Below are 19846 nucleotides of genomic sequence, written 5' to 3'. Positions count from 1 at the left end.
GGCGCAAGCGCGTGCAGGCCGAAGGATCTATCTATAACCGCGGCAGCACGCGATTCAGTCGCACGCACCGAATCCTATTACCCCCGATAGTTAAGCATTCACTTAAGTATCGTTCGCCGCTCAGAAGACAACCCATCTCCACTTCGAAGCGTGCGGCGGGCCGTCATCGACTTCGCACCCACCCGATCGTCAATTTCAATCCCCGGCGACATGCGAAGAGACGGTGTCGCTCCGTATCCCCGATCACCTCGTCACCCGATAGTTAAGCATTCGCTTAAGTATCGTTCGCCGTTTAAAGGACAACCCATCCCCACTTCCAAGCATGCGGGACGGGCCGTCATCGACGGCGCACCCACCTGATCGCCGTCAGTTTCAATCCACGGTGGCACTCGAACAGACGCAGTCGGCGCCGCATCCTCGATCACCTCGTCACCCGATAGGTAAGCATTCGCTTAAGTATCTTTCGCCGCTCGGAGGACAACCCATCCCCACTTCGAAGCGTGCGGGACGGGCCGTCATCAACTTCGCACCCACCTGATCGCCGTCAGTTTCACTCCCCGGCGGCACTCGAACACACGCAGTCGGCTCCGTATCCCGATCACTCGTCGAGGATCGTGAGATCGAGCGCGCGCAGGCGTTCGGGGTCGGCGATGGCATCGATCCCCACGATCTTCCCGCCGGCGATGGTTGTCGCGAGCACGATGCGCAGCTCGCCGCCAACGACCACGGCGAGGCCCACGCCGTCGCCGACGAGCGCCGGGCGGGCTGCCCTTGCGCGGCCCTTGAACGTGGCCGCCACCGCCGCGGCGCCGCGCAGCTCTCCGTGTCCGCCCATCGCCGCCGCCACGCGGTCGGCGCGGAAGACGACGTCGGGGTCGAGCACCGCCAGCAGCGCCTCCAGGTCGCCGCCGCGCGACGCGGCGAGGAACGCCTTCACGATCTCCTGCTGGCGCGCGCGGTCCGGCGCCGCGTCCGCGCCCCGCACGCGGCGTCGCGCGCGGCTGGCCAGCTGCCGCGCCGCCGTGGGCGTGCGGCCGACGATCGGCGCGATCTCGTCGAACGGCAGGTCGAACATGTCGTGCAGCACGAAGGCCACGCGCTCGGCGGGCGCCAGCTTCTGCAGCACCACCAGCAGCGCGAGGCCGACCGAGTCCGCCAGCAGCGCCTCGCGCTCGGGATCGGCCCCGCCGCCGCGGCCGATCGCATCACCCGGCGCGGCGTCCAGCGATTCCTCTCCGCGCGACCGGCGGGTGCGCAGCATGTCAAGGCAGACGCGCGCCACCACCGTCGTCAGCCATCCCCCCAGGTTCTCCACCCCGCTCGTGTCGGCGCGGGCCAGGCGCAGCCACGCCTCCTGCACGGCGTCGTCGGCCTCGGCCGCGGAGCCGAGCATCCGGTACGCCACCGCCCGCAGGTGCGTGCGGTTGGCCTCGAATCGCCGTGCTAGCCAGTCGGTCTCGGTCATCGGTCACGTTTCCGGTTCGCGTTCCGTCAACGCTCTGACGAACGGAACGCGGCCGATGTGACGAAGGGGATTCGGCCGGCCGCGTCGTCGGATCGAGCCCGAATGACCGGGCCGGCAAGCGAACACTGGAGATCAGGGAGAAACGAGCGATGGAAGCACGCATGAGCAACCCGGCGGTGTTGGTTCCCGAGGCGCTGAAGGCGCTGCAGGCGCTCAACGTGGCGTCGGAGAAGGGAGGCGTGCCGGTGAAGACGATGGGGCTGGTGCACCTGCGCGCCAGCCAGATCAACGGCTGCGCGGTCTGCCTGGACCAGCATCCGCGGATGATGCGGAAGGCGGGGGAGACGGACGAGCGCCTGTTCGCGCTGGCCGGGTGGCGCGACGCGCCCTACTACAGCGACGCCGAGCGCGCCGCGCTGGCGCTCACCGAGGCGGTGACGCGCATCGGTGACCGCGCCGACCCGGTGCCCGACGAGGTGTGGAACGAGGCGGCGCGCCACTACGACGAGCAGGGGCTGGCGTCGCTCCTCCTCTCCATCGCCACCATCAACGTGTGGAACCGCCTGAACGTGGCCACGCGCCAGGTGGCGGGGCTGAGCTGGAGTTGATACGAAATCCGGGCATGTGGTTGATGCACCCAGCCCGATACCACGCTGACGTCATCCTGAGGCCGGCCAGACCGTAATCAGCGTCCCTGCAAGAGTTTTGCAGGCCGAAGGATCTATCATCGCGGCAGCACGAGATTCGGTCGGACGCGCCCATGCTTCACCCGGACCTGGGGTGACGCACGGAAGGGAGCAGGGAAGACCGGTCTTCCCCTGCTCCTCGATCTCCGCGGGTGTCGGGCGAATCAGTCCAGGACCACCGCGGCGATGACGATGCCCACGATGATCGCGAGGACGAGGGCGATGAACTCGCCCTCCACCATCGCCCCGCGCGAGCCGCGCGACTCCTCGGCCGCGCGCACCTGCGCCCGCACCTCGTCGCGGGTGGGGAAGAGCGAGGGCGCGGGGGCCTGCGCCGGCTGCTCGTTGGCGGCGGCGGCCACGGGCTCCGGCGGCGCGGCGGGGCCGGACTGCTGCGCGGCGGCAGGGGCGGCGCACAGCGCCAGCAGGGCGACGAACGCGAGGGTCTTCCGCATCGGGATTTCCTCCGGCAAGGGGTGATGGGGATGTCGGCTCCCGCGAGCCGCAACCTTCGTGCACGAAATCGCGGGCCCGGGCGGTGGAGGCCCGGGCCCGCGTGCTTCGCGTCACCCGCTCACGCGGGGCAGGTGACCGTTTCCGGACAGCAGGGCGTGGTGAAGCAGAAGGTGCGGCAGGAGATGTTCTGCGTGGCCTCCTCGTTCGCGCGCACCGTTCCGCGCGCGGTGGGTGTCGCCTGCGCGGCGAAGCTCTCCACGCGCAGCGCGTCGGGATCCAGCCTCAGCTTGTCGTTCATCGCTCACCTCGCGGCAGATGGGAAAGACCGCGCCCGCCCCGTAGCGGGCGCCGCGCACCCGGCGGGAGGTGGGCCGCCGCCGACCTGCGGATGGTGGGATCACCCGCCACGCTAACGCGCCTTATCCGCCGTCGCAACGATGACGCGCGCCAGCTTCGTTCGACCGCCGCTCGGGTTCAGAGTCCGTCCTCGCGCGCCGCAGGTTCATCCGCGTTGCCAATGGACGGGCCGGAATCGGGGCATCCAGCCTCCTCGGCCGATGTGGGCGCCGCCTCGCCATTCTCCGGAAGCGAAGCGGCGACCTCGCGAATGATTGCCCGGATCTTCGCGAGCTCTCCAGCGGGATCGATCGCTCCCCCATGCGCCTTCGCTTCGAGTCGTGCGGCCCGCTCTATGGCGGGGCTGGTTCTTCGGAGGTTACCCACATTCATCCCCTGGAACACGACGTTCTTGATCGCGGCACCGGCGATCACCAGGTGAGCGGGGTCGGAGGAGCCGCCGCCGATCGCTTCCAGTGGGCCGGTATGCGGCACGGCTCCGCCGGGCATGTCTTTGTGGTCGAGACGAAGAAATCGCTGCTGGGCGCCGGAAATGAGCAGGTAGGCGAACGCACCGTCGGAGTTGATCCCGAAGCCTTCAAGGCGGCCGCGATAGAGGACATGGCGGCCGTCGTACCCGAGGTCCGCGAGCACGTGGACGTAGCGGATCGTCTCCGCCCGGCCGGGATCGAGTTCGTACACCCAGCGATGTTGTGCCAGGAATCGAAGCGGCGCACACGATTTTCCGCGCAGCTTCACTCCGACCACGAGCATTCCCGCCGCCGCTCCGCACACCAGCCCGGCGGCAGAGCTCATGACGATGTAGGTCGTCACGCGCCACGGGTGTTCTGCGAAGGCACGCGCAGCCGCAACGGGCCCGGACGGCGGTGAGAGCTGGACCACCGAGAGTGCGGCCGCCCAGTCCACGCCAACCCCCGTCATCGCGGAAATTGCGGTGAAGACCGAGTGTGTCACGAACGAAACGAGAACCACGGCGGAGAGCGTCCCCAGCGGATTGCGGGGAGCCAGGTCGCGGGAGAACCCCTCGGGCGTGTTCAGCCCGGTAAAGAACAGGAACCCGGGCAGTAGCAGCGCCAGCACTGCAACGGTGGACCACGCGATCGAAGGCATCGTGAGGTCGGAGCCGGGATGAATGAGTAAGCGCCCGGCAGCCGGGTCGGCCGCCGGGCGCTCGTGGAAGCCGCCGCCAGGGAGTCAGCCACCAGCTGCGATCTGTCGCTCCAGTTCTCGCTCTCTCTTCCTCAGGATCGTCAACAGCACTTCGGCTGCTTGCGGCGTACGCCCAACGCGCCGGCGCGTCTCGTGGATCGCGGCTTCGAAGGCCCCTTCGCTGCCGGCGACCCGGACCAGCTGGTCCACAATCCGGCGCTCCCTCCGGGGCATCAGGCTGATCACTTCGTTCCTCCTTGCGCGGCGGTCTACTTCGTTCAACCTAAACGTCGGGCCGAGGTTGCGCAAGTGTGTCCGGTTTGCGTGCTCACGGTGGCCTGAAAGGGCGCGGGAACGAGCATCCACAAAGCCGTGGCGTACGTTGTGCAGGTGCGGGCATCTACTTGCGATTCAGGGACTTGCGACCACCCCGACTGCGACAATGGCAATTCTCCCGGGCAACAGGCGCCAGGCGGCGGCCCTCGCGAGCGCCGCGCTCGCCACAGCCGGGCTCGTGGGCATCGGCTGGGCGCTCGACGCGGCGCGGCGCGAGCGCACCACGCGGCTGATGCACCGCAAGCTCGTGGACCTGCTCCTCAACGCGCTGACCGCCGACGACCCCGTGACCGCGCGGCACAGCCGGCGCGTGGCCGACCTCAGCTTCGCGCTGGCCCAGGCGTGCGGCGGCCTGTCGCGCGACGAAATGGCCACGCTGCGCGTCGGCGCGCTGCTGCACGACATGGGGAAGATCGACGACCGCTTCTTCGTGATCGTGCACTCGCGCAAGCGGCTGAACGAGGCACAGCGGGCCGAGATCAAGCACCATCCCCACCAGAGCGCGGCGATCCTGGCGCCGCTGGAGGAGATGCACCCCGGGCTGCAGCGCATCGTGGGCAGCCACCACGAGTGCTGGGACGGCAGCGGCTATCCCAACGGCCTGGCGGGCGAGCGGATCCCGCTGGCGGCGCGCATCATCACCGTGGCCGACGTGTTCGACGCGATGACGCAGCCGCGCACCTACAAGGACGCCATGCCGGTGGAGGAGGCGCTGGAGAAGCTGGACGAGGGCGCCGGCCGGCAGTTCGATCCCCATCTCGTGGAGCTGGTCGAGAGCCCGGCGGTGCTGGCGCGCTGGACGGAGATCGCGCGAGAGGGGCTCGACGAAGAGCGCCGCCATCTCCGGCACCCCAACCCGACCGAGGCGGTCATCCGCGAGGTGTCGGCGGAGGTGTCGGCCGGGGGATAGCGATCCATCGACGGCGACGGCCAGAGAAGCGAGGAGGGCGCGGGGGACACGATCCCCCGCGCCCTCCTCGTCTTCTCCGGTGAAGTTGTCAATCCTTGCGGGGGGACGGCGCCCGCGCGTATACAAACATCCATTCATCGCACACCCGGCGCGGACCGGCGGCCCGTCCGCCGCCCCGCGCGTTCCCCTCGTCTCCCACCCCGTTCGCGGACATCCACCGGACGGGCCTTCCCGATCCACGCATCAGCAGGAGAACGCAGATGCCCCCAACCCGAATGCGCCGGCTGCTCGGCGCGGCGGTGCTGCTGGCGCTGGGCGCCGCGGCGGCGCCCGCGGTGGCCCAGAACGCCTACACCCTGCGCGGCACCGTGGTCGACGCCGCCACCCGCCGGCCGCTGGCCGACGTGAGCGTGAGCCTGCGCGGCACGCAGGCGCGCACCACCACCAACGCCACCGGCCAGTACACCCTCGTCGCCAGCGTCTCGTCCGGCGCGTACACCGTGGTCGCCGCGCAGCTCGGCCGCGGCCAGGGCACCAGCACGGTGACGCTCGGCGCCGAGCGCGCCGTGGAGGTGCAGCCCATCACCCTGCAGGAGACGGCGCTGCAGCTGGAGGGGATCGTGGCCACCGGCACCGGCGCCCCCACCGAGCGCCGCGAGGTCGGCAACGTGGTGGCCAGCGTCAGCGGCGAGGCGGTGAACCGCGCCCCCGGCGCCAACGCCGTCGACCAGGCGCTGCAGGGAAAGATCACCGGCGCGGTGATCTCGCAGAACACCGGGCAGCCGGGCGGCGGCGTCAGCATCCGCCTGCGCGGCACCAACTCCATCCTGGGCGGGTCCGAGCCGCTGATCGTGATCGACGGCGTGCTGGTGGACAACGGCAGCGACGCGCTGGTGGGGCTGGGCGCCAACGCCGGCCGCGGCAACGCCGCCATCAGCAACCGCCTGAGCGACATCCCGCCCAGCGACATCGAGCGGGTGGAGGTGCTGAAGGGCGCGTCGGCGGCGGCGCTGTACGGCTCGCGCGCCAACGCCGGGGTCATCCAGATCTTCACCAAACGCGGACGCCCGGGGCGCCCCTCGGTCTCCTTCCGCACCGAGGCCAGCGCGGCCAGCACGGGCGCGCGCCTGCCGCTGAACATGGTGCCCATCGCCAACCGCGCCGACTCGATCGCGGCGGGGGGAGCCATCCGCGTGGGCGCGCCGGTGCAGCGCTTCGACTACCAGGACCAGCTCTTCCGCACCGGCTACGGCACCATCAACGACCTGGCCATCTCCGGCGGCAGCGAGTCGGGAACGCAGTACTACCTGTCGGGCAACTGGACGCAGAGCCAGGGGATCTTCGAGAGCACGGGGTACGACCGCGCCGGCGTGCGCGCGCGGCTGAACCAGCGCCTGTCGGACCTCTTCGAGGTGGGCGCCACGCTCAGCTACCTGCACACCCGCAGCGACCTGGTCCCCGAGGGCGAGCAGACGCAGGGGGTGCTGACCAGCGTGCTCTTCACCCCGCCCTACTTCAATCCCGCGTTCGACCCCAGCACCGCGCGCTACCCCTACAGCCCGGTGATCGGCACCAACCCGCTCGACGTGATCGCCAACTGGATGGCGCGCACCGACGTGAACCGCTTCCTGGGGAGCGCCCAGGCCAGCTTCACCCCGGTGCAGAACCTGACGCTGACGGCGCTGCTGGGGATGGACCAGGGCAACGAGCAGGACACCTACTTCCAGCCGCCGCTCTCCACCAGCACCGGCTTCACCGGGCTGATCCAGAACCCGGTGCGCGACGTGCGCCGCATCAACAGCGACCTCACCGGCAACTACGAGCTGGGGCTGCGCCCGGGGATGCGGCTGACGTCGACGCTGGGGATGCGCTACACCTCCGACCGGGTGAACACCATCGCCGCGAGCGCGTCGAACCTGCCGCCGGGGGGAACCACGCTGATCGGCGCCACGCAGTCGGTGTCGCAGGGGATCACCGAGCTGCGCACGCTGGGCGGGTTCCTGCAGGAGCGGCTGTCGCTGCGCGACCGGCTGTTCATCACCGCCGGGCTGAACCGCGAGGCGTCGTCGGCGTTCGGCAGCAACCAGCGCTGGCAGACCTTCCGCCGCCTGGGCGCGTCGTATAACCTGAGCGACGAGCCCTTCTTTGCCGACTCGCGCTTCGGCAACGTCTTCAGCACCCTCCGTCTTCGCGCCGCCTGGGGCGAGACCGGCGCCCAGCCGCCCTCGCCCTACGCGTCGCAGACCACCTACCTCAACGTCTCGTACAACGGGCTTCCGGGACTGCGGCCCAACGTGTCGGCGCCCAACCCCGACCTGAAGCCCGAGTTCCAGCACGAGTGGGAGGCCGGCTTCGAGGCCGGGTTCCTGAAGGACCGCGCCTCGGTGGAGTTCACCTACTACGACAAGACCACGCGCGACCTGGTGCTCTCAGTGCCCCAGGCGCTGACCACCGGGTTCAGCTCGCAGCTGCAGAACATCGGCACGCTGCGCAACCGTGGGGTCGAGATCACGCTCAGCACGGTGAACGTGCAGGGGAGCCGCTTCGGGTGGACCAGCCGCCTGGGCTACGCGGCCAACCGCAACCGCATCCAGAAGCTGAACGCGGCCAGCGACACGCTGATCTTCGACTACCTGAACGCGGTGATCGAGGGGCAGCCCATCGGCGTGTTCTTCGGCGCCTATTATCCGCGCGACGCCAACGGGAACATCATCCTGGCCGGGCCGCGCAACGCCGGTGGGTTCTGGCTCCCGGGGCCGCGCGTGCCCAGCCGCGCGCGCGGCTTCAACGCGGCGCGCGGCGACTCGTCGACCATCCTGCGCAAGGTCATCGGCGACCCCAACCCCGACTTCACCGCCTCGTTCCAGAACACCTTCACCTTCGGGCCGAACCTCGAGCTCTCCGTGCTCCTCGACGGGCGCTTCGGCAACGACGTGGCCAACTTCACCCGGCGCAGCGGCGACTTCTTCGGCTCGTCCGCCAACGCGGGGATCGAGTCGCGCGGCGACACGGTGGCGGGCACCTTCACCCGCAACGCCGACCGAAACCTGCTGTACGAGGAGTTCATCGAGGACGGCACCTTCGTGAAGCTGCGCGAGGTGGCGCTGCAGTTCCGCTTCGACCAGCCGTGGGTGCGGCGCTTCACCGGCGCGCACGGCGCGTGGCTGCGCCTGGCGGGGCGGAACCTCCACACCTGGACCAGCTACTCGGGGATGGACCCCGAGATCAACCTGTTCGCGGCCAGCACGGTGTCGCGCGGGGTGGACTTCGCCACCACGCCGATCCCGCGCACCTGGTCCGTGGGCCTGGGCTTCGACTTCTAAGGAGTTGACGACGATGAAGAAGCCGATTCTCCGGCGCCCGCGCGGCGCCGCACCGCGCCTCGGGCTCGCCATCGCCATGGCGGCCGCGCTCGGCGCGTGCTCGCTCGACCTGGTGAACCCCAACGCCCCCGCCGAGGAGGGGGTGATCAACTCGGCCGACGGGATCATCACCCTGGCCGTGGGGCTCGAATCGCAGTACGCCGACAACCTCAACATCTTCCTGCGCGCGCCCTCGCTGGTCACCGACGAGTGGGGAACGCGGCAGCTGGCGCTGGCCGCCGACGTCTCGCTGGTGACGGGGACCACGGACCCGACCTTCGGCGTGGTCTCCGACCCGTTCGCAGCCGGATACCGCATCGCGCGCTCGGCCGACATCCTGGTGGCCAACACCGGCGGCAAGATCGGCTCGGCGGCCACCGAGGCGGGGATCGTCTCCATGGCCAAGCTGTTCAAGGCCATGGCGCTGGGGAACCTCTCCCTGCAGTACGTGCAGCTCCCCGCCAACTCGGGAGAGGGCGCGCTCCCGCTCCCCCGCGCGCAGGTGCAGGACAGCGTGCTGGCGCTGCTCGAGTCCGCGCGGAGCGACATCGCCAGCTACAGCGACGCCGACCTGGCCGGGTTCCGCACCCGGGTGTCGGGGCAGAAGTTCAACCTGCGGGCCACGATCGACGCCATGCTGGCGCGCTACTACCTGTTCCGCGGCCGGTACGCCGAGGCGCTGGCCGCGGCGCAGCGGGTGCCGCTGACCGTGCTGTCGGTGCTCAGCTATCCGGGCGCGGCCATCAACCCGATCTACAACTACTCCGGGGTGGCGCGGTACACGGGCGCGCGCAAGGTGCTGTTCACCGAGGCCGACCCGGCGGACAAGCGCCCGGCGTACTGGGCGGTGCGGACGGCGGGGGCCGTGGGGCAGCCGGACTCGGTGTTCGACTTCGCCAAGTACGGCGGGCGCAACGACGACTATCCGCTGTACCTGCCCGACGAGATGCGGCTGATCATGGCCGAGGTGTACGTGCGCCAGAACAACTATCCGCAGGCGCGCACACTGATCAACGCCGTGCACACGCAGACCGCCTCGCCGGTCGACGAGCCGAAGGCGGGGATGCCGGCCATCCCCGACGCCAGCCTGGCCACCGAGGCGCAGCTGCTCACGCAGATCCTCTACGAGCGCCGCTTCGAGCTGTACGCGCAGGGATTGAGATGGGAGGATCTGAGGAGATTCAGCGCGTACACGAGCAAGCGCCCGTCGCTCGACTTCCTCCCCTACCCGCAGAGCGAATGCGACGTGAACCCCGCGAACCCGTGCGGGTGATGTCGGGCGGGTAGGAGGATCGGGTGATCGACAACGAAGGGGCGCGGCTCGCGGGCCGCGCCCCTTTCGTCCGTGCTGCGGTGATGTCGCTCTGTCGCCGCGGTTCAATCCAGTGGCCCGGAAGCTGTCATTCCGAGCGGCGCCGCTGCTCCGAGGCTTCACCCGCGCTGATCCCTGGCGCCGCCCGAGGAATCTGTGGCATGCCTCCGAGCGACAAGCGGCTTGTTGCTCGGAAGCCGGTCAGAGATTCCTCAGGCGCCTCGAGTTGGCGCGGAGGATGGGTTGGCGCAGCGCCTTCGGAATGACATCGCTCGGTGGATCGTAGTGATCCGGAATCACAGGTCGTAGCACTTGCACACGCCGTTGATGCAGTCACCGCCGGCGTGGCCGTGCGAGACGCAGATGAGGTCGCAGCGCTCGCTGCCGCACACCGCGGCGGCCTTCTTCGCCGCGCCGGGCGAGGCGAGCGTCTGCGCGGCGCCGAACGCGAGCGCGGCCAGCACCAGCGCGGGGAACGCGGCGCGACGGATCGATCGGGCTGCACGGCTCATGAGTCCCTCCAAGGCAAGGGTTCGGTCCCCGCGCGGAGAGGCCGCGCGGGAGCGCATCGGCAGCATGAAGTTCGGGAGAGACGACTCGGCGGTGAACCAGATTGGGGCGGATCGTGGATGCCGCGGGACGAACGCCGGGTCGACGGCGCGATCATCCCCATCAACGCTGTCCCCTGTCCCTGTTCCCTATCCCCTGCTGTGAGATTTGACGCGTGCCGGTCCGGCGGGTACGCTACGCACCATCTTCCCACCCCAGCCGGCCCGGCGGATGGAACACACGCTCTGGAAGTTCGCGCTCCTCTGCTTCACCTCGCTGCTGTCGATCATCAATCCCCTGAGCGCGGCGCCGATGTACCTGGCCATCACCGACGGCTACACGCGCGAGCAGCGGCGCCGCACGCTGCGCGCGGGCGTGGTGACGGCGTTCGTGATCTTGGCGGTGTTCGCGCTGGTGGGCGGGGCCATCTTCCAGCTCTTCGGCATCACCATCGACGCGTTCCGCATCGCCGGCGGATTCATCTTCTTCGGCATCGGCATGGACATGCTCCAGGCCAAGAGCCGGCGCGGCAAGGCGACGGAAGAGGAGGAGCAGGAGGGGCGCGTGCGCGAGAACGTGGGCGTCACCCCGCTCGGCATCCCCATGATCACGGGCCCCGGGGCGATCACCACGGTGATGGTGCTGATGACGCAGGCCGGCACGCCGCTACGGGTGGGGCTGGTGTTGGGGGCGGTGATCGTGGTGCTGGCGATCACCTGGGCGGTGCTGTCGGCGGCGCCGCGGCTGGTGCGCTTCTTCGGGCAGACGGGGCTGAACGTGATGACGCGCGTGATGGGCCTGCTGGTGACGGTCATCGCCGTGCAGTTCATCGTCGACGGCGCCACCCCCATCATCATCGAGATCATCCGCGCCGCGAACGCGAAGTGAGGACAATTGAGAGATGATAGCAAATCTGCTATTTTCAACCATGAGGCGGCTCGATGGCGGACAGGAAGCCGATTCACTTCATCGGGAGCGCGCACAAGGATCTCCGGTCGATGCCGGAAGATGTGAAGGATGCGTTCGGCTGGGCGCTGCTCGACGTCCAGTACGGCGATCGTCCTGAAGGCGCGCGTCCTTTCGGGGAGGGACTTCCCAGCTCGGTGATGAAGCTGGCGGAGGATTTCGATGGAGATACGTACAGGGCGGCGTATACCGTGGAATTCGTCGGCGCGGTCTACGTCCTGCACGTCTTCAAGAAGAAATCGAAATCAGGGATCGCTACGCCGCTGCCGGATCGGAATCTCGTTCGTACACGGTTGAAGCTGGCAGAAGAGCACTACCGGATCCACTACGCGAGGCAGGCCCAGGATGAGCGATGAGACGACCGTGCACGACAGCTCCGGCAACATCTTCGAAGACCTGGGCCTGCCGAATCCCGAAGAGCGGCTGGCCAAGGCCGAACTGGCGCGTGTGATCCGGAATGTGATCCGCGAGCGGGGACTGACGCAGGCGCAGGCGGCCGACGTGCTGGGGGTGAAGCAGCCCGACGTCTCCGATCTCACTCGCGGGAAGCTGGCGCGCTTCAGTATGGAACGGCTGGAGAGATTCCTGAACGCGCTCGACATGGAGGTTCGCATCCAGGTCGGTCCGCGGCCCGCGTGGAAGGAGCAGGCCGGCGTGACCGTAGAGCTGGTTTCCTCGTTCTGATGTAAGTAGTCCTGAGGGAATTCCTCGATACGTGACTGACCTCGCGGTAGCCTCCGGGCCTGTGGTCGGTCATGACGGGGTAAAAAGGCCCACCCACGCATCGGCGCGGGTGGGCTTTCTTTCAATCCGGCTACAATCCCCCGGACTGCCGGCGGGCCAGTTACGCTGACGCGGAGACGATCAGCAGCACCACGTCGCACACGTTCGTGCCGGTCGGGCCGGTGACGAGGAGGTCGCCGGCGGCGCGGAGGAGCGGGTGCGAGTCGTTCGCGTCCAGCGCGTCGCGCGCGTCGAGGCCCTGCGCCGCCGCGTGCGCCGTCGTGCCGCCGTCGACCAGGGCGCCGGCGGCGTCGGTCGTCCCGTCCGTCCCGTCCGTCCCCAGCGCGGCGGCGACGATGCCGGCGCATCCCTCCAGCTCGATGGCCAGCGCCAGCGCCAGCTCCTGGTTGCGGCCGCCGGCGCCGCGGCCGCGCACCGTCACCGTCGTCTCGCCGCCGAGCAGAAGGGCGAGCGGCGGATCGCCGGACGCGAGCGCGCGCTGCCGGTCCAGCGCCAGCCGCGCGATCCCCGGCGCCACCTGCCGCGCCTCGCCCTCCAGGTCGTCGGCCACGATCTCCGCGCGGTAACCCAGCCGCTCCGCCTCGGCCGCGGCGCCGCGGAGCGCGTCCAGGTTGCTCGCGACGACGTGGGCGGACGCGCGCGCGAACACCGGATCCCCCGGCTTCGGCGTCTCGGGCTCGTCGCCCGCAGCGCCGCGCTGGAGATACGCGACGGCGGCCGGCGGCGCGGCGACCTCGTACGCGCGCACGATCTCCAGCGCGTCGCCGAACGTCGTGGGATCGGGGACGGTCGGCCCGCTCGCGATCACGTCCAGCGGCGAGCCGACCACGTCCGCCACGGCCAGCGTCACCACGCGCGCGGGGTGCGCGGCGCGCGCCAGCCATCCCCCCGCGATGCGCGACAGGTGCTTGCGCACGGCGTTCATCTCCCCGATGGCCGCGCCGGCGCGGAGGAGCGCCGCGGTCAGCGCCTTGAGATCCGTGAGCGACACGCCGGCCGGCGGGCACGGCCAGAGCGCCGACGCGCCGCCGGAGAGCAGGCACAGCACGAGATCGCCATCTCCCGCCCGCCGAGCCACTTCGAGCGCCGCCGCCGCGCCCGCCAGTCCGTGCGTGTCCGGCACCGGGTGCGCCGCCTCCCACACGTCGATCCCCGGCACCTCCGCAGCGTAGCCGTCGCGCGTGGCGATCGTCCCGCTGGCGATGCGGTCGCCCAGCACGTCGCGCGCGCCGAGCGCCATCCCCGCCGCCGCCTTCCCCGCGCCGACCAGCCAGATGCGGTCGACGGCGGCGAGGTCGATCCGCTCGTCGTCCATCACCATCAAAACATCCCCCTCCACCCGCAGCGCGCGGCGGACGGCATCGCGCGCGTCCGCCGCGGCGATGGCGGCGTCGAGGATGCGGCGGGCGTCGTCGCGCGGGCTCACGGGAGGCGCACGGGGGTGAGGGGCGGGCGGCCGGAAAGCACCGCGTGCACGTTGCGCGCGGCCAGCATGGCCATGCGCGTGCGCGTCTCGCGGGTGGCCGAGCCGACGTGGGGGAGGAGGACCACGTTGGGGAGATCGAGGAGCCCCGGCGCGATCTCCGGCTCGCGCTCGTAGACGTCCAGCCCCGCGCCGGCGAGGCGGCCGTCGCGCAGCGCGTCCACCAGCGCGGCCTCGTCGATCAATGCGCCGCGCGCCGTGTTGATCAGGTAGCTCCCCGGCCGCATCCGCCGCAGCGCGTCCGCGCCGATCGCGTGGCGCGTCTCCGGCGTCAGCGGCGCGTGCAGCGAGAGGACGTCGGCGCGCGCCAGCAGCTCGTCGAAGGAGACGAACCCGGCCCCGAGCGCCGCCTCCTCGTCCGCAGAGAGTCGCGAGCGGGAGTGGTAGATGGTGCGCATCCCGAACCCGGTCGCCCGCCGCGCCACCGCGCGCCCGATCCGCCCCATCCCGTAGATCCCCAGCGTCGCGCCAGTGAGATCGCCCCCCAGATAGTCCCAGAATCCCCAGCCGTGGAACTCGCCCGCGCGCAGGCTCATCTCCGCCTGCGGCAGGCAGCGCACCGTCGCGAGGATGAGCGCCCACGCCAGGTCCGCGGTCGCTTCCGTCAGCACGTCGGGCGTGTTGGTGACGACGATCCCGCGCGCCGCGCACGCCGCCAGGTCCACGTGCTCGTAGCCGACGACCGCGTTGGCGACGATCCGCAGCCGCGGCGCGCGCTCCAGCAGCGCGGCGTCCACGCGATCGGTCAGCAGGCAGAGCAGCGCCTCCGCGTCGCCCAGCGCCTCGCCCCACCCCTCCGGCCCGGCGACGGCGCCGACCTCGGAGAGGAGCGCGAGCGCCCGCTCGGGGAGCGGGAAAGTGGTGACGACGGCGGTCATCCGTCCCCCAGCCGCTTCTGCCAGCTCTCGTATCCCAGCCCGAGCTGGACGCCCTCCGGCCGCAGCTCCCGGTAGCCGGACACGTACATGATGTGGTGCGGCAGGAACCCGCACTTCATCGGCACCCAGATCTCCCTGGCGCCGCCGGCCGCGAGCGTCCGCTCCAGCGCCGCCAGCGCTTCGTGGAAGAGGTCGTTGGGAGGGTCCGGAGCGAAGAAGATGGGGCCGAGCGCCGCCACGCCGTCCACCTCGCACGGCCAGCGCCAGCTGAACGCCCCGGCGTCCGCCCCCGTCTCGCGCAGCACCGCGAAGGCGGTGACGCGGTTCGCGTCGGCAGCGGACGCGGCCAGCTCGTGGGCGGCGGTGTCGATGCGCGAGAAGTGGCGGAGGTTGGCGGCGGCCAGGGCATCGCCGGCGGCCGCGCGCTGGCGGAGGTCGTCCATCGTCCACTCCGCCAGCCGGCGGACGAGAATGCTCTGGATGCATGGCCGGGCATCGTAGATCGCCTGCAGCCGCGCCTCGTCGGCCGGGCCCGCGCGCTCGAAGCGCAGCCGCCGCGTCTCCGGCAGGGGCCGTCCGGGTACGTTCGTCACGCCGTCCTCACCGGCCTGGACCAGAGCGAGGTGCCGGCCCCAGCGAACCCGAGCTTCTGGTGCTCGGCGATGCTCATCTCCGCGAACCCGAGCGCCCGGACCAGCGGGTGGAGATGGAGAAGGGCGCGCGGGAACGCCGTCCGCAGCTCGGTGACGCCGCCCTCGGCCAGCCACGCCTCCACCGCCGCCAGCGCCTCGCGCGCCAGCCCCCGGCCGCGGTGCGCGGGGACGACCAGGAGGGTGCCGAGCAGCGCCACCCGCGGCGCCGGGTTCCCGCGCCACCAGCCCACGGCGCCCACGTCCTCGCCCGTCTCGCGCAGCGTCAGCACGGCGATCTCGCGGCCGGCCTTGTCGGCGGAGGCATGGATCTCCGCGGACGCGGCGTTGGGGTCCGCGGGGCGGCCGAGCGCGGCGTGCCAGTCGGGCGCGGCGTCGAACACCGCCTGCAGCCGCGCCTCGTCGCCCGGCCGCAGCGTACGGACGAGGAGGCGGGGCGATTCGACGACCTCGGCGGCGGGCGGGGAGTCTTCCACGGGAGCGGACGCGGGTGCGGGTTCGGCCGGATTGTCCGGCGGGGGAGAAGTTGCCCCGCGGCGGGAGCCACCGTCAAGTTGATGCCTCCGCAGACCACACCCCGGGAGGCTCGTGAGCACGCAACTGGAGTCCCGCCACTTCCTGAAGCAGGGCGACAAGGTGGAGCACGTCGGCGGCCGCGCCGGCGTGGTGCTGGAGGCGTACGCGCTGTACGCCGTGGTACGCTGGGAGGATGGGAGACAGGAGGAGGTGGACCAGCTCGACCCCGCCGTCAGCGTCACCGAGCGCGCGGCGAAGGAGTGAGACTTGTCAGGAGTAGGAATGGTTTCTATCATTTCTATAGAAACCTTAGAACTTGGAGATGCTAAATGCCCGGTAAGACGATCTCGGCCTACACTGACGAAGAGACGGCGAAGCTCGTGGAGCACATCGCCCTGGTGGAGCAGCGGAAGCCGTCGCAGATCGCCGCCGCCGCACTCGCGTTCTACGTACGTCTGCCGATCGAGGCGCATGCAGCACTCCGCCGGCTGGAAGCGCTTGCAGCGCCAGAGCACCTCACGCTGATGCGCCGCGAGGTCACCCGCGCGATCAGCGATGCGTCGTTCGATGCAGCGATGGACAGCATGGCCCCGGCGATCAACGAGCGTTATGGAGATCGGCTGCAGACCGAGGAAGAGATCCTTGCCGAAGCGGTGCGGCTCACGGCGGAAGCCGAGGCCGAGAGCTCCACGTCCGTGCGAAGCGCGCGACGGAGTGAGGCCGCGGACACGGAGGCCGTCGCGCGGCGACGGCGCAAGCGGTGAGTCTGCGGCCCAGCGCTGCGCAGCTCCCTTCTCCTCCGATCTTCCGCCTCTGTCTCGACCTGAACATCTGGTGTGCCTACGCACTCGCGAACGCTCGCAAGCGCAACGAGAACACTATCCAGATGCTGGTCGAGGCCGTTCGGCGGGGCGAGTGTGCCCTGGGTCTGACCCAGCTGGTGATTTCGTGGGGATTGATCAACCGGCTGGCGCAGGTGCTCGCGCGAAAGCTCGGCTTCTCGCGCCTTGCGCTTGAAACGGTGCTGGAGGAAATGATCCTCACCAGCCGTCTCGGTCCAGATCCGGGCGACCCGCTGATCATCCTGGGCGGTGCGGGCGTCATTCCTCTCCGCGACCAGGAAGACGTGCACGTGCTCGAGGTTGCCGTCGCCGGGCGCGCAGACGTCCTCGTCACGGGCAATCTCGTGGATTTCATCGGCTACCGGACAGAGATTCTCAAGCCGGACCGCATCGCGCTACATCGCACGCCCGACCACGAGGTGATCATCGCACGGCCGGCCGAGGTGGCGGCGTGGATCCGGAACGGTGCGATCGACCTATCGTCGGGGACGTAGCTCGAATTCACCACCCCCGGGCGACGGGTTGTACGCCGTTGTCCCGCCACTGAACGTGGCTCACGCACAACCCGACATATTGCGCCACCGCGCGCAAGGATTTGGAGACCCCGCCGGACGGGGTCCGGGCGGCGCGCCCAATCGCAGCGTAAGGAAGGATGGGAGCGGACTTGCATGGTGTTCAGCCGTTTCCCGGGAGCGATCTTGTGGCCGGTCGGTAGCGGTGTGATGTCCGTTTCACGTGCGTTCCGAATGCGCCACTGGATCACCGAAAGTGGTGGAAGCTTTCCCCGGGGTCCCCGCTAAGACTATGGCGCGGCAGGGGGTTGCGCCTTATCATACCGTACAATTTCAAAATCCCGGCAGTCCGGGTCCCTCCCTCCACACCCCGCGGCCACTCCCGGAGTCCCGTCGATGCGACCCAAGCGACTCTCCCCGCCGGTCCGGCGCACCGCGCGCCGTTGGCGCACCCCGCCCGCCATCACCACCGGCGCGGAGGCCTACGAAGGGCTGGCCGTGCTCGAGGAGATCCCGGGGCCGCTCGGCTTCCTCCTCTGGCAGGCGGCGCGCGACGTGGCGCTGTGGGCGCAGTTCCCGCCCGAGGAGCGCCCGGGGCTGTTCGAGCCCGGCGCCGACGCGCTGCTGCACGGGCTGATCCGCTCGGCCGGCGTGGACGTGCAGCTGGAGTCGCCGCTGATGACGGTGGTGCGCATGGTGGGCCAGCCCGAGACGGCGCGCGCGGAGACGGTGGAGCTGGCCTGCCAGCACATCGCGCACTGGGCCGACCTGCACGGGCACCTGGCCACGGCCATCGCCTTCGCGCAGGCGGCGGCGCTCACGGTGCCGTACGACGCGGGCGCGGCGTACGCGGTGGGGCGCATCGCCCGGCGGCGGGCCGAGCACTCGCGCGCGGAGACGTGGTACCGCCGCTCCATCGCCCTGGCGCGCCAGAGCGGCGACTGGACGAGCTACGCGCTGGCCTTCTCGGGGATGGGCAACCTGTACATGCAGCGCGGCAACTACCCCGCGGCGCGGCGCTTCCACGTGCGGGCGCTGCGCGCGGCGCGGCGCCACTCGCTGCGCCCCATCCAGGGCTCGGCGCTGCACGACCTGTTCGTGATCGCCGCGGGGGGGAACCACAAGGACGACGCCGAGCGCTACGCCCGCGGCGCCTTCGAGAGCTACGGCCCCGACCATCCCCGTCTGCCGGCGCTGGCGAACGACATCGCCTACTTCTGGGTCGAGCGCGGGCACTTCGCTCCGGCGCTGACGGTGTTCGAGGCGCTGCTGCCGCACATGGCGCGGCAGGAGGACCGGCTGGTGTGCCTGGCCAACATCGTGCGCGCCGCCGCGGGCGCGGGCGAGCGCCGGCAGTTCGAGCAGACCTGGGACGAGGTGTGGGACGGCCTCTCGCGCGACGAAGGGACGGCCAACGCCGCGCAGGTGCTGCTGGAGCTGGCCCACGGCGCCGCGCAGCTGGGCGAGTTCGAGCGCGCCGAGCGCGCGGCCGAGCGCGCGGTGAGGACGGCGCGCGAGCGCGGCGAGGGGAAGACGCTGCTGACCGCCGAGTCGGTCCTCGACTCGGTTCGGCGGGGACGCGGCGCGCGCGGACGGGCGGCGGCCGCGCAGGCCCCGCACCCCGAGGCGCCGCAGGAGACGGAGATGTTCGCCACCGACCTGGTGCGCTCGCTGAACGCGTCGCTGGTGACGCGCTAGAGACCCGCCGCCGGCGCGGCCCCTCTTGCGGGGGCCGCGCCGGCGCCATCCGGATGCAGCCGCGCGGCCCTCGACCGGTACCGAAAGACACACCCGCGCGCCTGCCGTGACACTCAACCATCGGGACACGCCATGAAGATCGCCGCACGCCCCCTGCTGGTGCTGCACAGCAACGAGGAATTCCGCGAGCGCGTCCGCAAGGTCGCGGGGAAGGAGTACACGTTCCAGCACGTGTCCGACTGGTCGGCGCTCGAAGAGGCGGTGCGCGACTCTCCGCCCTCGGCGCTGGTGGTGGTGAACCCGTACGAGGACGGCAACGGGCGCGTGGGCCCGTCGCCGGCGCTGCGCTCGCTGCTGGTGGAGTTCCCGTCCACCGCCGTCTTCGCCGCGCTGGAGGTGAAGCCGGACCGCATCGACGACCTGCGGACGCTGGGGAAGTGGGGCGTGGTGCAGGTGATCTCCATCGGCCACGACGACACCCCGCAGGCGCTGGTGCAGCGCTTCCGCCAGAGCCAGGGGCGGCCGCTGAAGGCGTTGCTGGAGAACACCCTGCCGCCCGACACCCCGGGGCGCGCCCGCGCCATCGTGGACGCGGCGGCCGAGGTGGTGGCGGTCGGCGGCCACGGGCGCGACCTCGCGCGCTCGCTGCAGCTCTCGAGGCGCACGCTGCTGCGCTGGTGCGAGCGCGCGGAGCTGCCGCCGCCCCGCAAGCTGCTGGCGTGGATGCGCATCCTCCTCGCCTGCGAGATGCTGGACGACCCGGGGCGCACGGTGCTTTCCGTGGCCCACGCGTGCGGCTACTCGTCGGACAGCGGGCTGCGGCGCGTGACGCAGAAGTTCGTCGGCTCCAGCCCCACGGAGCTGCGCCGCCGCGGCGCCTTCGCCCGCGCCAGCAAGGTCTTCCTCGAGGCGCTGTCGAAGTACCGCACCCAGCAGCCGTTCTGATCTCCTGATCTTCGATGGAGACGGAGGCCG

General features: G+C 70.7%; 22 protein-coding genes. 12 read left to right on the top strand and 10 right to left on the bottom strand.

What is annotated here, in order from left to right; genetic code table 11:
• Positions 1-598: 598 nt before the first annotated feature.
• On the bottom strand, positions 599-1465 hold the full coding sequence (locus VF092_13205) for a sigma-70 family RNA polymerase sigma factor (protein ID HEX6748247.1): 867 nt from the start codon (positions 1463-1465) through the stop codon (positions 599-601).
• A gap of 149 nt (positions 1466-1614) precedes the next feature.
• Between VF092_13205 and VF092_13200 the strand changes: the two genes are divergently transcribed.
• Positions 1615-2073, top strand: coding sequence for a carboxymuconolactone decarboxylase family protein (locus tag VF092_13200; protein ID HEX6748246.1), 459 nt, complete (start codon positions 1615-1617; stop codon positions 2071-2073).
• Between the two features lie 242 nt (positions 2074-2315).
• Here VF092_13200 and VF092_13195 read toward each other — a convergent pair whose 3' ends face one another.
• The 4 genes from VF092_13195 to VF092_13180 form a co-directional block, all read right to left on the bottom strand.
• Positions 2316-2606, bottom strand: coding sequence for a hypothetical protein (locus VF092_13195; GenBank protein HEX6748245.1), 291 nt, complete (start codon positions 2604-2606; stop codon positions 2316-2318).
• A 119-nt stretch (positions 2607-2725) separates the two neighbouring features.
• On the bottom strand, positions 2726-2905 hold the full coding sequence (locus VF092_13190) for a hypothetical protein (protein HEX6748244.1): 180 nt from the start codon (positions 2903-2905) through the stop codon (positions 2726-2728).
• A gap of 176 nt (positions 2906-3081) precedes the next feature.
• Positions 3082-4074, bottom strand: coding sequence for a hypothetical protein (locus tag VF092_13185; protein ID HEX6748243.1), 993 nt, complete (start codon positions 4072-4074; stop codon positions 3082-3084).
• An 84-nt stretch (positions 4075-4158) separates the two neighbouring features.
• Complete coding sequence (locus VF092_13180) at positions 4159-4359, bottom strand: hypothetical protein (protein HEX6748242.1); 201 nt, start codon at positions 4357-4359, stop codon at positions 4159-4161.
• Between the two features lie 196 nt (positions 4360-4555).
• On the opposite strand from VF092_13180, the gene VF092_13175 reads away from it, so the two are divergent.
• From VF092_13175 to VF092_13165, 3 genes are all read left to right on the top strand, one after another.
• Positions 4556-5359: an HD domain-containing phosphohydrolase gene (locus tag VF092_13175; GenBank protein HEX6748241.1), complete on the top strand. Its 804-nt coding sequence runs from the start codon at positions 4556-4558 to the stop codon at positions 5357-5359.
• Positions 5360-5619: 260 nt separating this feature from the next.
• Entirely contained in the window at positions 5620-8682 is a 3063-nt protein-coding gene (locus VF092_13170) for a SusC/RagA family TonB-linked outer membrane protein (GenBank protein ID HEX6748240.1), read from the top strand.
• Between the two features lie 13 nt (positions 8683-8695).
• A complete protein-coding gene (locus tag VF092_13165) occupies positions 8696-9994 on the top strand; it encodes a RagB/SusD family nutrient uptake outer membrane protein (protein ID HEX6748239.1) in 1299 nt (432 codons plus the stop codon).
• A gap of 335 nt (positions 9995-10329) precedes the next feature.
• Here VF092_13165 and VF092_13160 read toward each other — a convergent pair whose 3' ends face one another.
• Positions 10330-10545, bottom strand: coding sequence for a hypothetical protein (locus VF092_13160; GenBank protein HEX6748238.1), 216 nt, complete (start codon positions 10543-10545; stop codon positions 10330-10332).
• A 268-nt stretch (positions 10546-10813) separates the two neighbouring features.
• Between VF092_13160 and VF092_13155 the strand changes: the two genes are divergently transcribed.
• From VF092_13155 to VF092_13145, 3 genes are read left to right on the top strand one after another with little or no spacing between them, the layout of a single operon-like run.
• The gene (locus VF092_13155) at positions 10814-11470 is read left to right on the top strand and encodes a MarC family protein (protein HEX6748237.1); all 657 of its coding nucleotides are present in this window, start codon (positions 10814-10816) and stop codon (positions 11468-11470) included.
• A gap of 53 nt (positions 11471-11523) precedes the next feature.
• A complete protein-coding gene (locus VF092_13150; GenBank protein HEX6748236.1) occupies positions 11524-11904 on the top strand; it encodes a type II toxin-antitoxin system RelE/ParE family toxin in 381 nt (126 codons plus the stop codon).
• Between the two features lie 7 nt (positions 11905-11911).
• Entirely contained in the window at positions 11912-12232 is a 321-nt protein-coding gene (locus VF092_13145; GenBank protein ID HEX6748235.1) for a helix-turn-helix transcriptional regulator, read from the top strand.
• Positions 12233-12392: 160 nt separating this feature from the next.
• On the opposite strand, the gene VF092_13140 is transcribed toward VF092_13145, so the two are convergent.
• The 4 genes from VF092_13140 to VF092_13125 are packed head-to-tail and all read right to left on the bottom strand — an operon-like array spanning position 12393 to position 15779.
• Entirely contained in the window at positions 12393-13718 is a 1326-nt protein-coding gene (locus tag VF092_13140; protein ID HEX6748234.1) for a DUF4147 domain-containing protein, read from the bottom strand.
• Complete coding sequence (locus tag VF092_13135) at positions 13715-14653, bottom strand: D-glycerate dehydrogenase (GenBank protein HEX6748233.1); 939 nt, start codon at positions 14651-14653, stop codon at positions 13715-13717. Before VF092_13135 ends, VF092_13140 begins: the two co-directional genes overlap by 4 nt.
• Complete coding sequence (locus VF092_13130; GenBank protein ID HEX6748232.1) at positions 14650-15246, bottom strand: hypothetical protein; 597 nt, start codon at positions 15244-15246, stop codon at positions 14650-14652. The genes VF092_13135 and VF092_13130 overlap by 4 nt, the downstream gene beginning before the upstream one ends.
• On the bottom strand, positions 15243-15779 hold the full coding sequence (locus VF092_13125) for a GNAT family N-acetyltransferase (GenBank protein HEX6748231.1): 537 nt from the start codon (positions 15777-15779) through the stop codon (positions 15243-15245). Before VF092_13125 ends, VF092_13130 begins: the two co-directional genes overlap by 4 nt.
• Before the next feature lie 112 nt (positions 15780-15891).
• Between VF092_13125 and VF092_13120 the strand changes: the two genes are divergently transcribed.
• The 5 genes from VF092_13120 (at position 15892) to VF092_13100 (ending at position 19816) form a co-directional block, all read left to right on the top strand.
• Complete coding sequence (locus VF092_13120; GenBank protein HEX6748230.1) at positions 15892-16083, top strand: hypothetical protein; 192 nt, start codon at positions 15892-15894, stop codon at positions 16081-16083.
• A gap of 65 nt (positions 16084-16148) precedes the next feature.
• The gene (locus VF092_13115) at positions 16149-16583 is read left to right on the top strand and encodes a hypothetical protein (protein HEX6748229.1); all 435 of its coding nucleotides are present in this window, start codon (positions 16149-16151) and stop codon (positions 16581-16583) included.
• Complete coding sequence (locus VF092_13110; GenBank protein ID HEX6748228.1) at positions 16580-17155, top strand: PIN domain-containing protein; 576 nt, start codon at positions 16580-16582, stop codon at positions 17153-17155. The genes VF092_13115 and VF092_13110 overlap by 4 nt, the downstream gene beginning before the upstream one ends.
• A 414-nt stretch (positions 17156-17569) precedes the next feature.
• Positions 17570-18871 carry a tetratricopeptide repeat protein gene (locus VF092_13105; GenBank protein ID HEX6748227.1) on the top strand — a complete coding sequence of 434 codons (1302 nt, stop codon included), beginning with the start codon at positions 17570-17572 and terminating at the stop codon, positions 18869-18871.
• Between the two features lie 132 nt (positions 18872-19003).
• Positions 19004-19816 carry a helix-turn-helix domain-containing protein gene (locus VF092_13100; GenBank protein HEX6748226.1) on the top strand — a complete coding sequence of 271 codons (813 nt, stop codon included), beginning with the start codon at positions 19004-19006 and terminating at the stop codon, positions 19814-19816.
• The last annotated feature ends 30 nt before the right edge of the window (positions 19817-19846 follow it).

The sequence above is a fragment of the Longimicrobium sp. genome, assembly GCA_036377595.1.
GTDB lineage: Bacteria > Gemmatimonadota > Gemmatimonadetes > Longimicrobiales > Longimicrobiaceae > Longimicrobium.
The sequence above is the reverse complement of the archived record's forward strand: the minus strand, read 5'-3'. Positions and strand labels throughout refer to the sequence as shown.

Coding starts and splice junctions, on each gene's coding strand:
- VF092_13115 (HEX6748229.1), top strand. CDS start 16,149: ATGCCCGGTAAGACGATCTCGGCCTACACTGACGAAGAGACGGCGAAG.
- VF092_13100 (HEX6748226.1), top strand. CDS start 19,004: ATGAAGATCGCCGCACGCCCCCTGCTGGTGCTGCACAGCAACGAGGAA.
- VF092_13165 (HEX6748239.1), top strand. CDS start 8,696: ATGAAGAAGCCGATTCTCCGGCGCCCGCGCGGCGCCGCACCGCGCCTC.
- VF092_13155 (HEX6748237.1), top strand. CDS start 10,814: ATGGAACACACGCTCTGGAAGTTCGCGCTCCTCTGCTTCACCTCGCTG.
- VF092_13205 (HEX6748247.1), bottom strand. CDS start 1,465: ATGACCGAGACCGACTGGCTAGCACGGCGATTCGAGGCCAACCGCACG.
- VF092_13150 (HEX6748236.1), top strand. CDS start 11,524: ATGGCGGACAGGAAGCCGATTCACTTCATCGGGAGCGCGCACAAGGAT.
- VF092_13105 (HEX6748227.1), top strand. CDS start 17,570: ATGCGACCCAAGCGACTCTCCCCGCCGGTCCGGCGCACCGCGCGCCGT.
- VF092_13135 (HEX6748233.1), bottom strand. CDS start 14,653: ATGACCGCCGTCGTCACCACTTTCCCGCTCCCCGAGCGGGCGCTCGCG.
- VF092_13190 (HEX6748244.1), bottom strand. CDS start 2,905: ATGAACGACAAGCTGAGGCTGGATCCCGACGCGCTGCGCGTGGAGAGC.
- VF092_13175 (HEX6748241.1), top strand. CDS start 4,556: ATGGCAATTCTCCCGGGCAACAGGCGCCAGGCGGCGGCCCTCGCGAGC.
- VF092_13185 (HEX6748243.1), bottom strand. CDS start 4,074: ATGCCTTCGATCGCGTGGTCCACCGTTGCAGTGCTGGCGCTGCTACTG.
- VF092_13195 (HEX6748245.1), bottom strand. CDS start 2,606: ATGCGGAAGACCCTCGCGTTCGTCGCCCTGCTGGCGCTGTGCGCCGCC.
- VF092_13170 (HEX6748240.1), top strand. CDS start 5,620: ATGCCCCCAACCCGAATGCGCCGGCTGCTCGGCGCGGCGGTGCTGCTG.
- VF092_13160 (HEX6748238.1), bottom strand. CDS start 10,545: ATGAGCCGTGCAGCCCGATCGATCCGTCGCGCCGCGTTCCCCGCGCTG.
- VF092_13200 (HEX6748246.1), top strand. CDS start 1,615: ATGGAAGCACGCATGAGCAACCCGGCGGTGTTGGTTCCCGAGGCGCTG.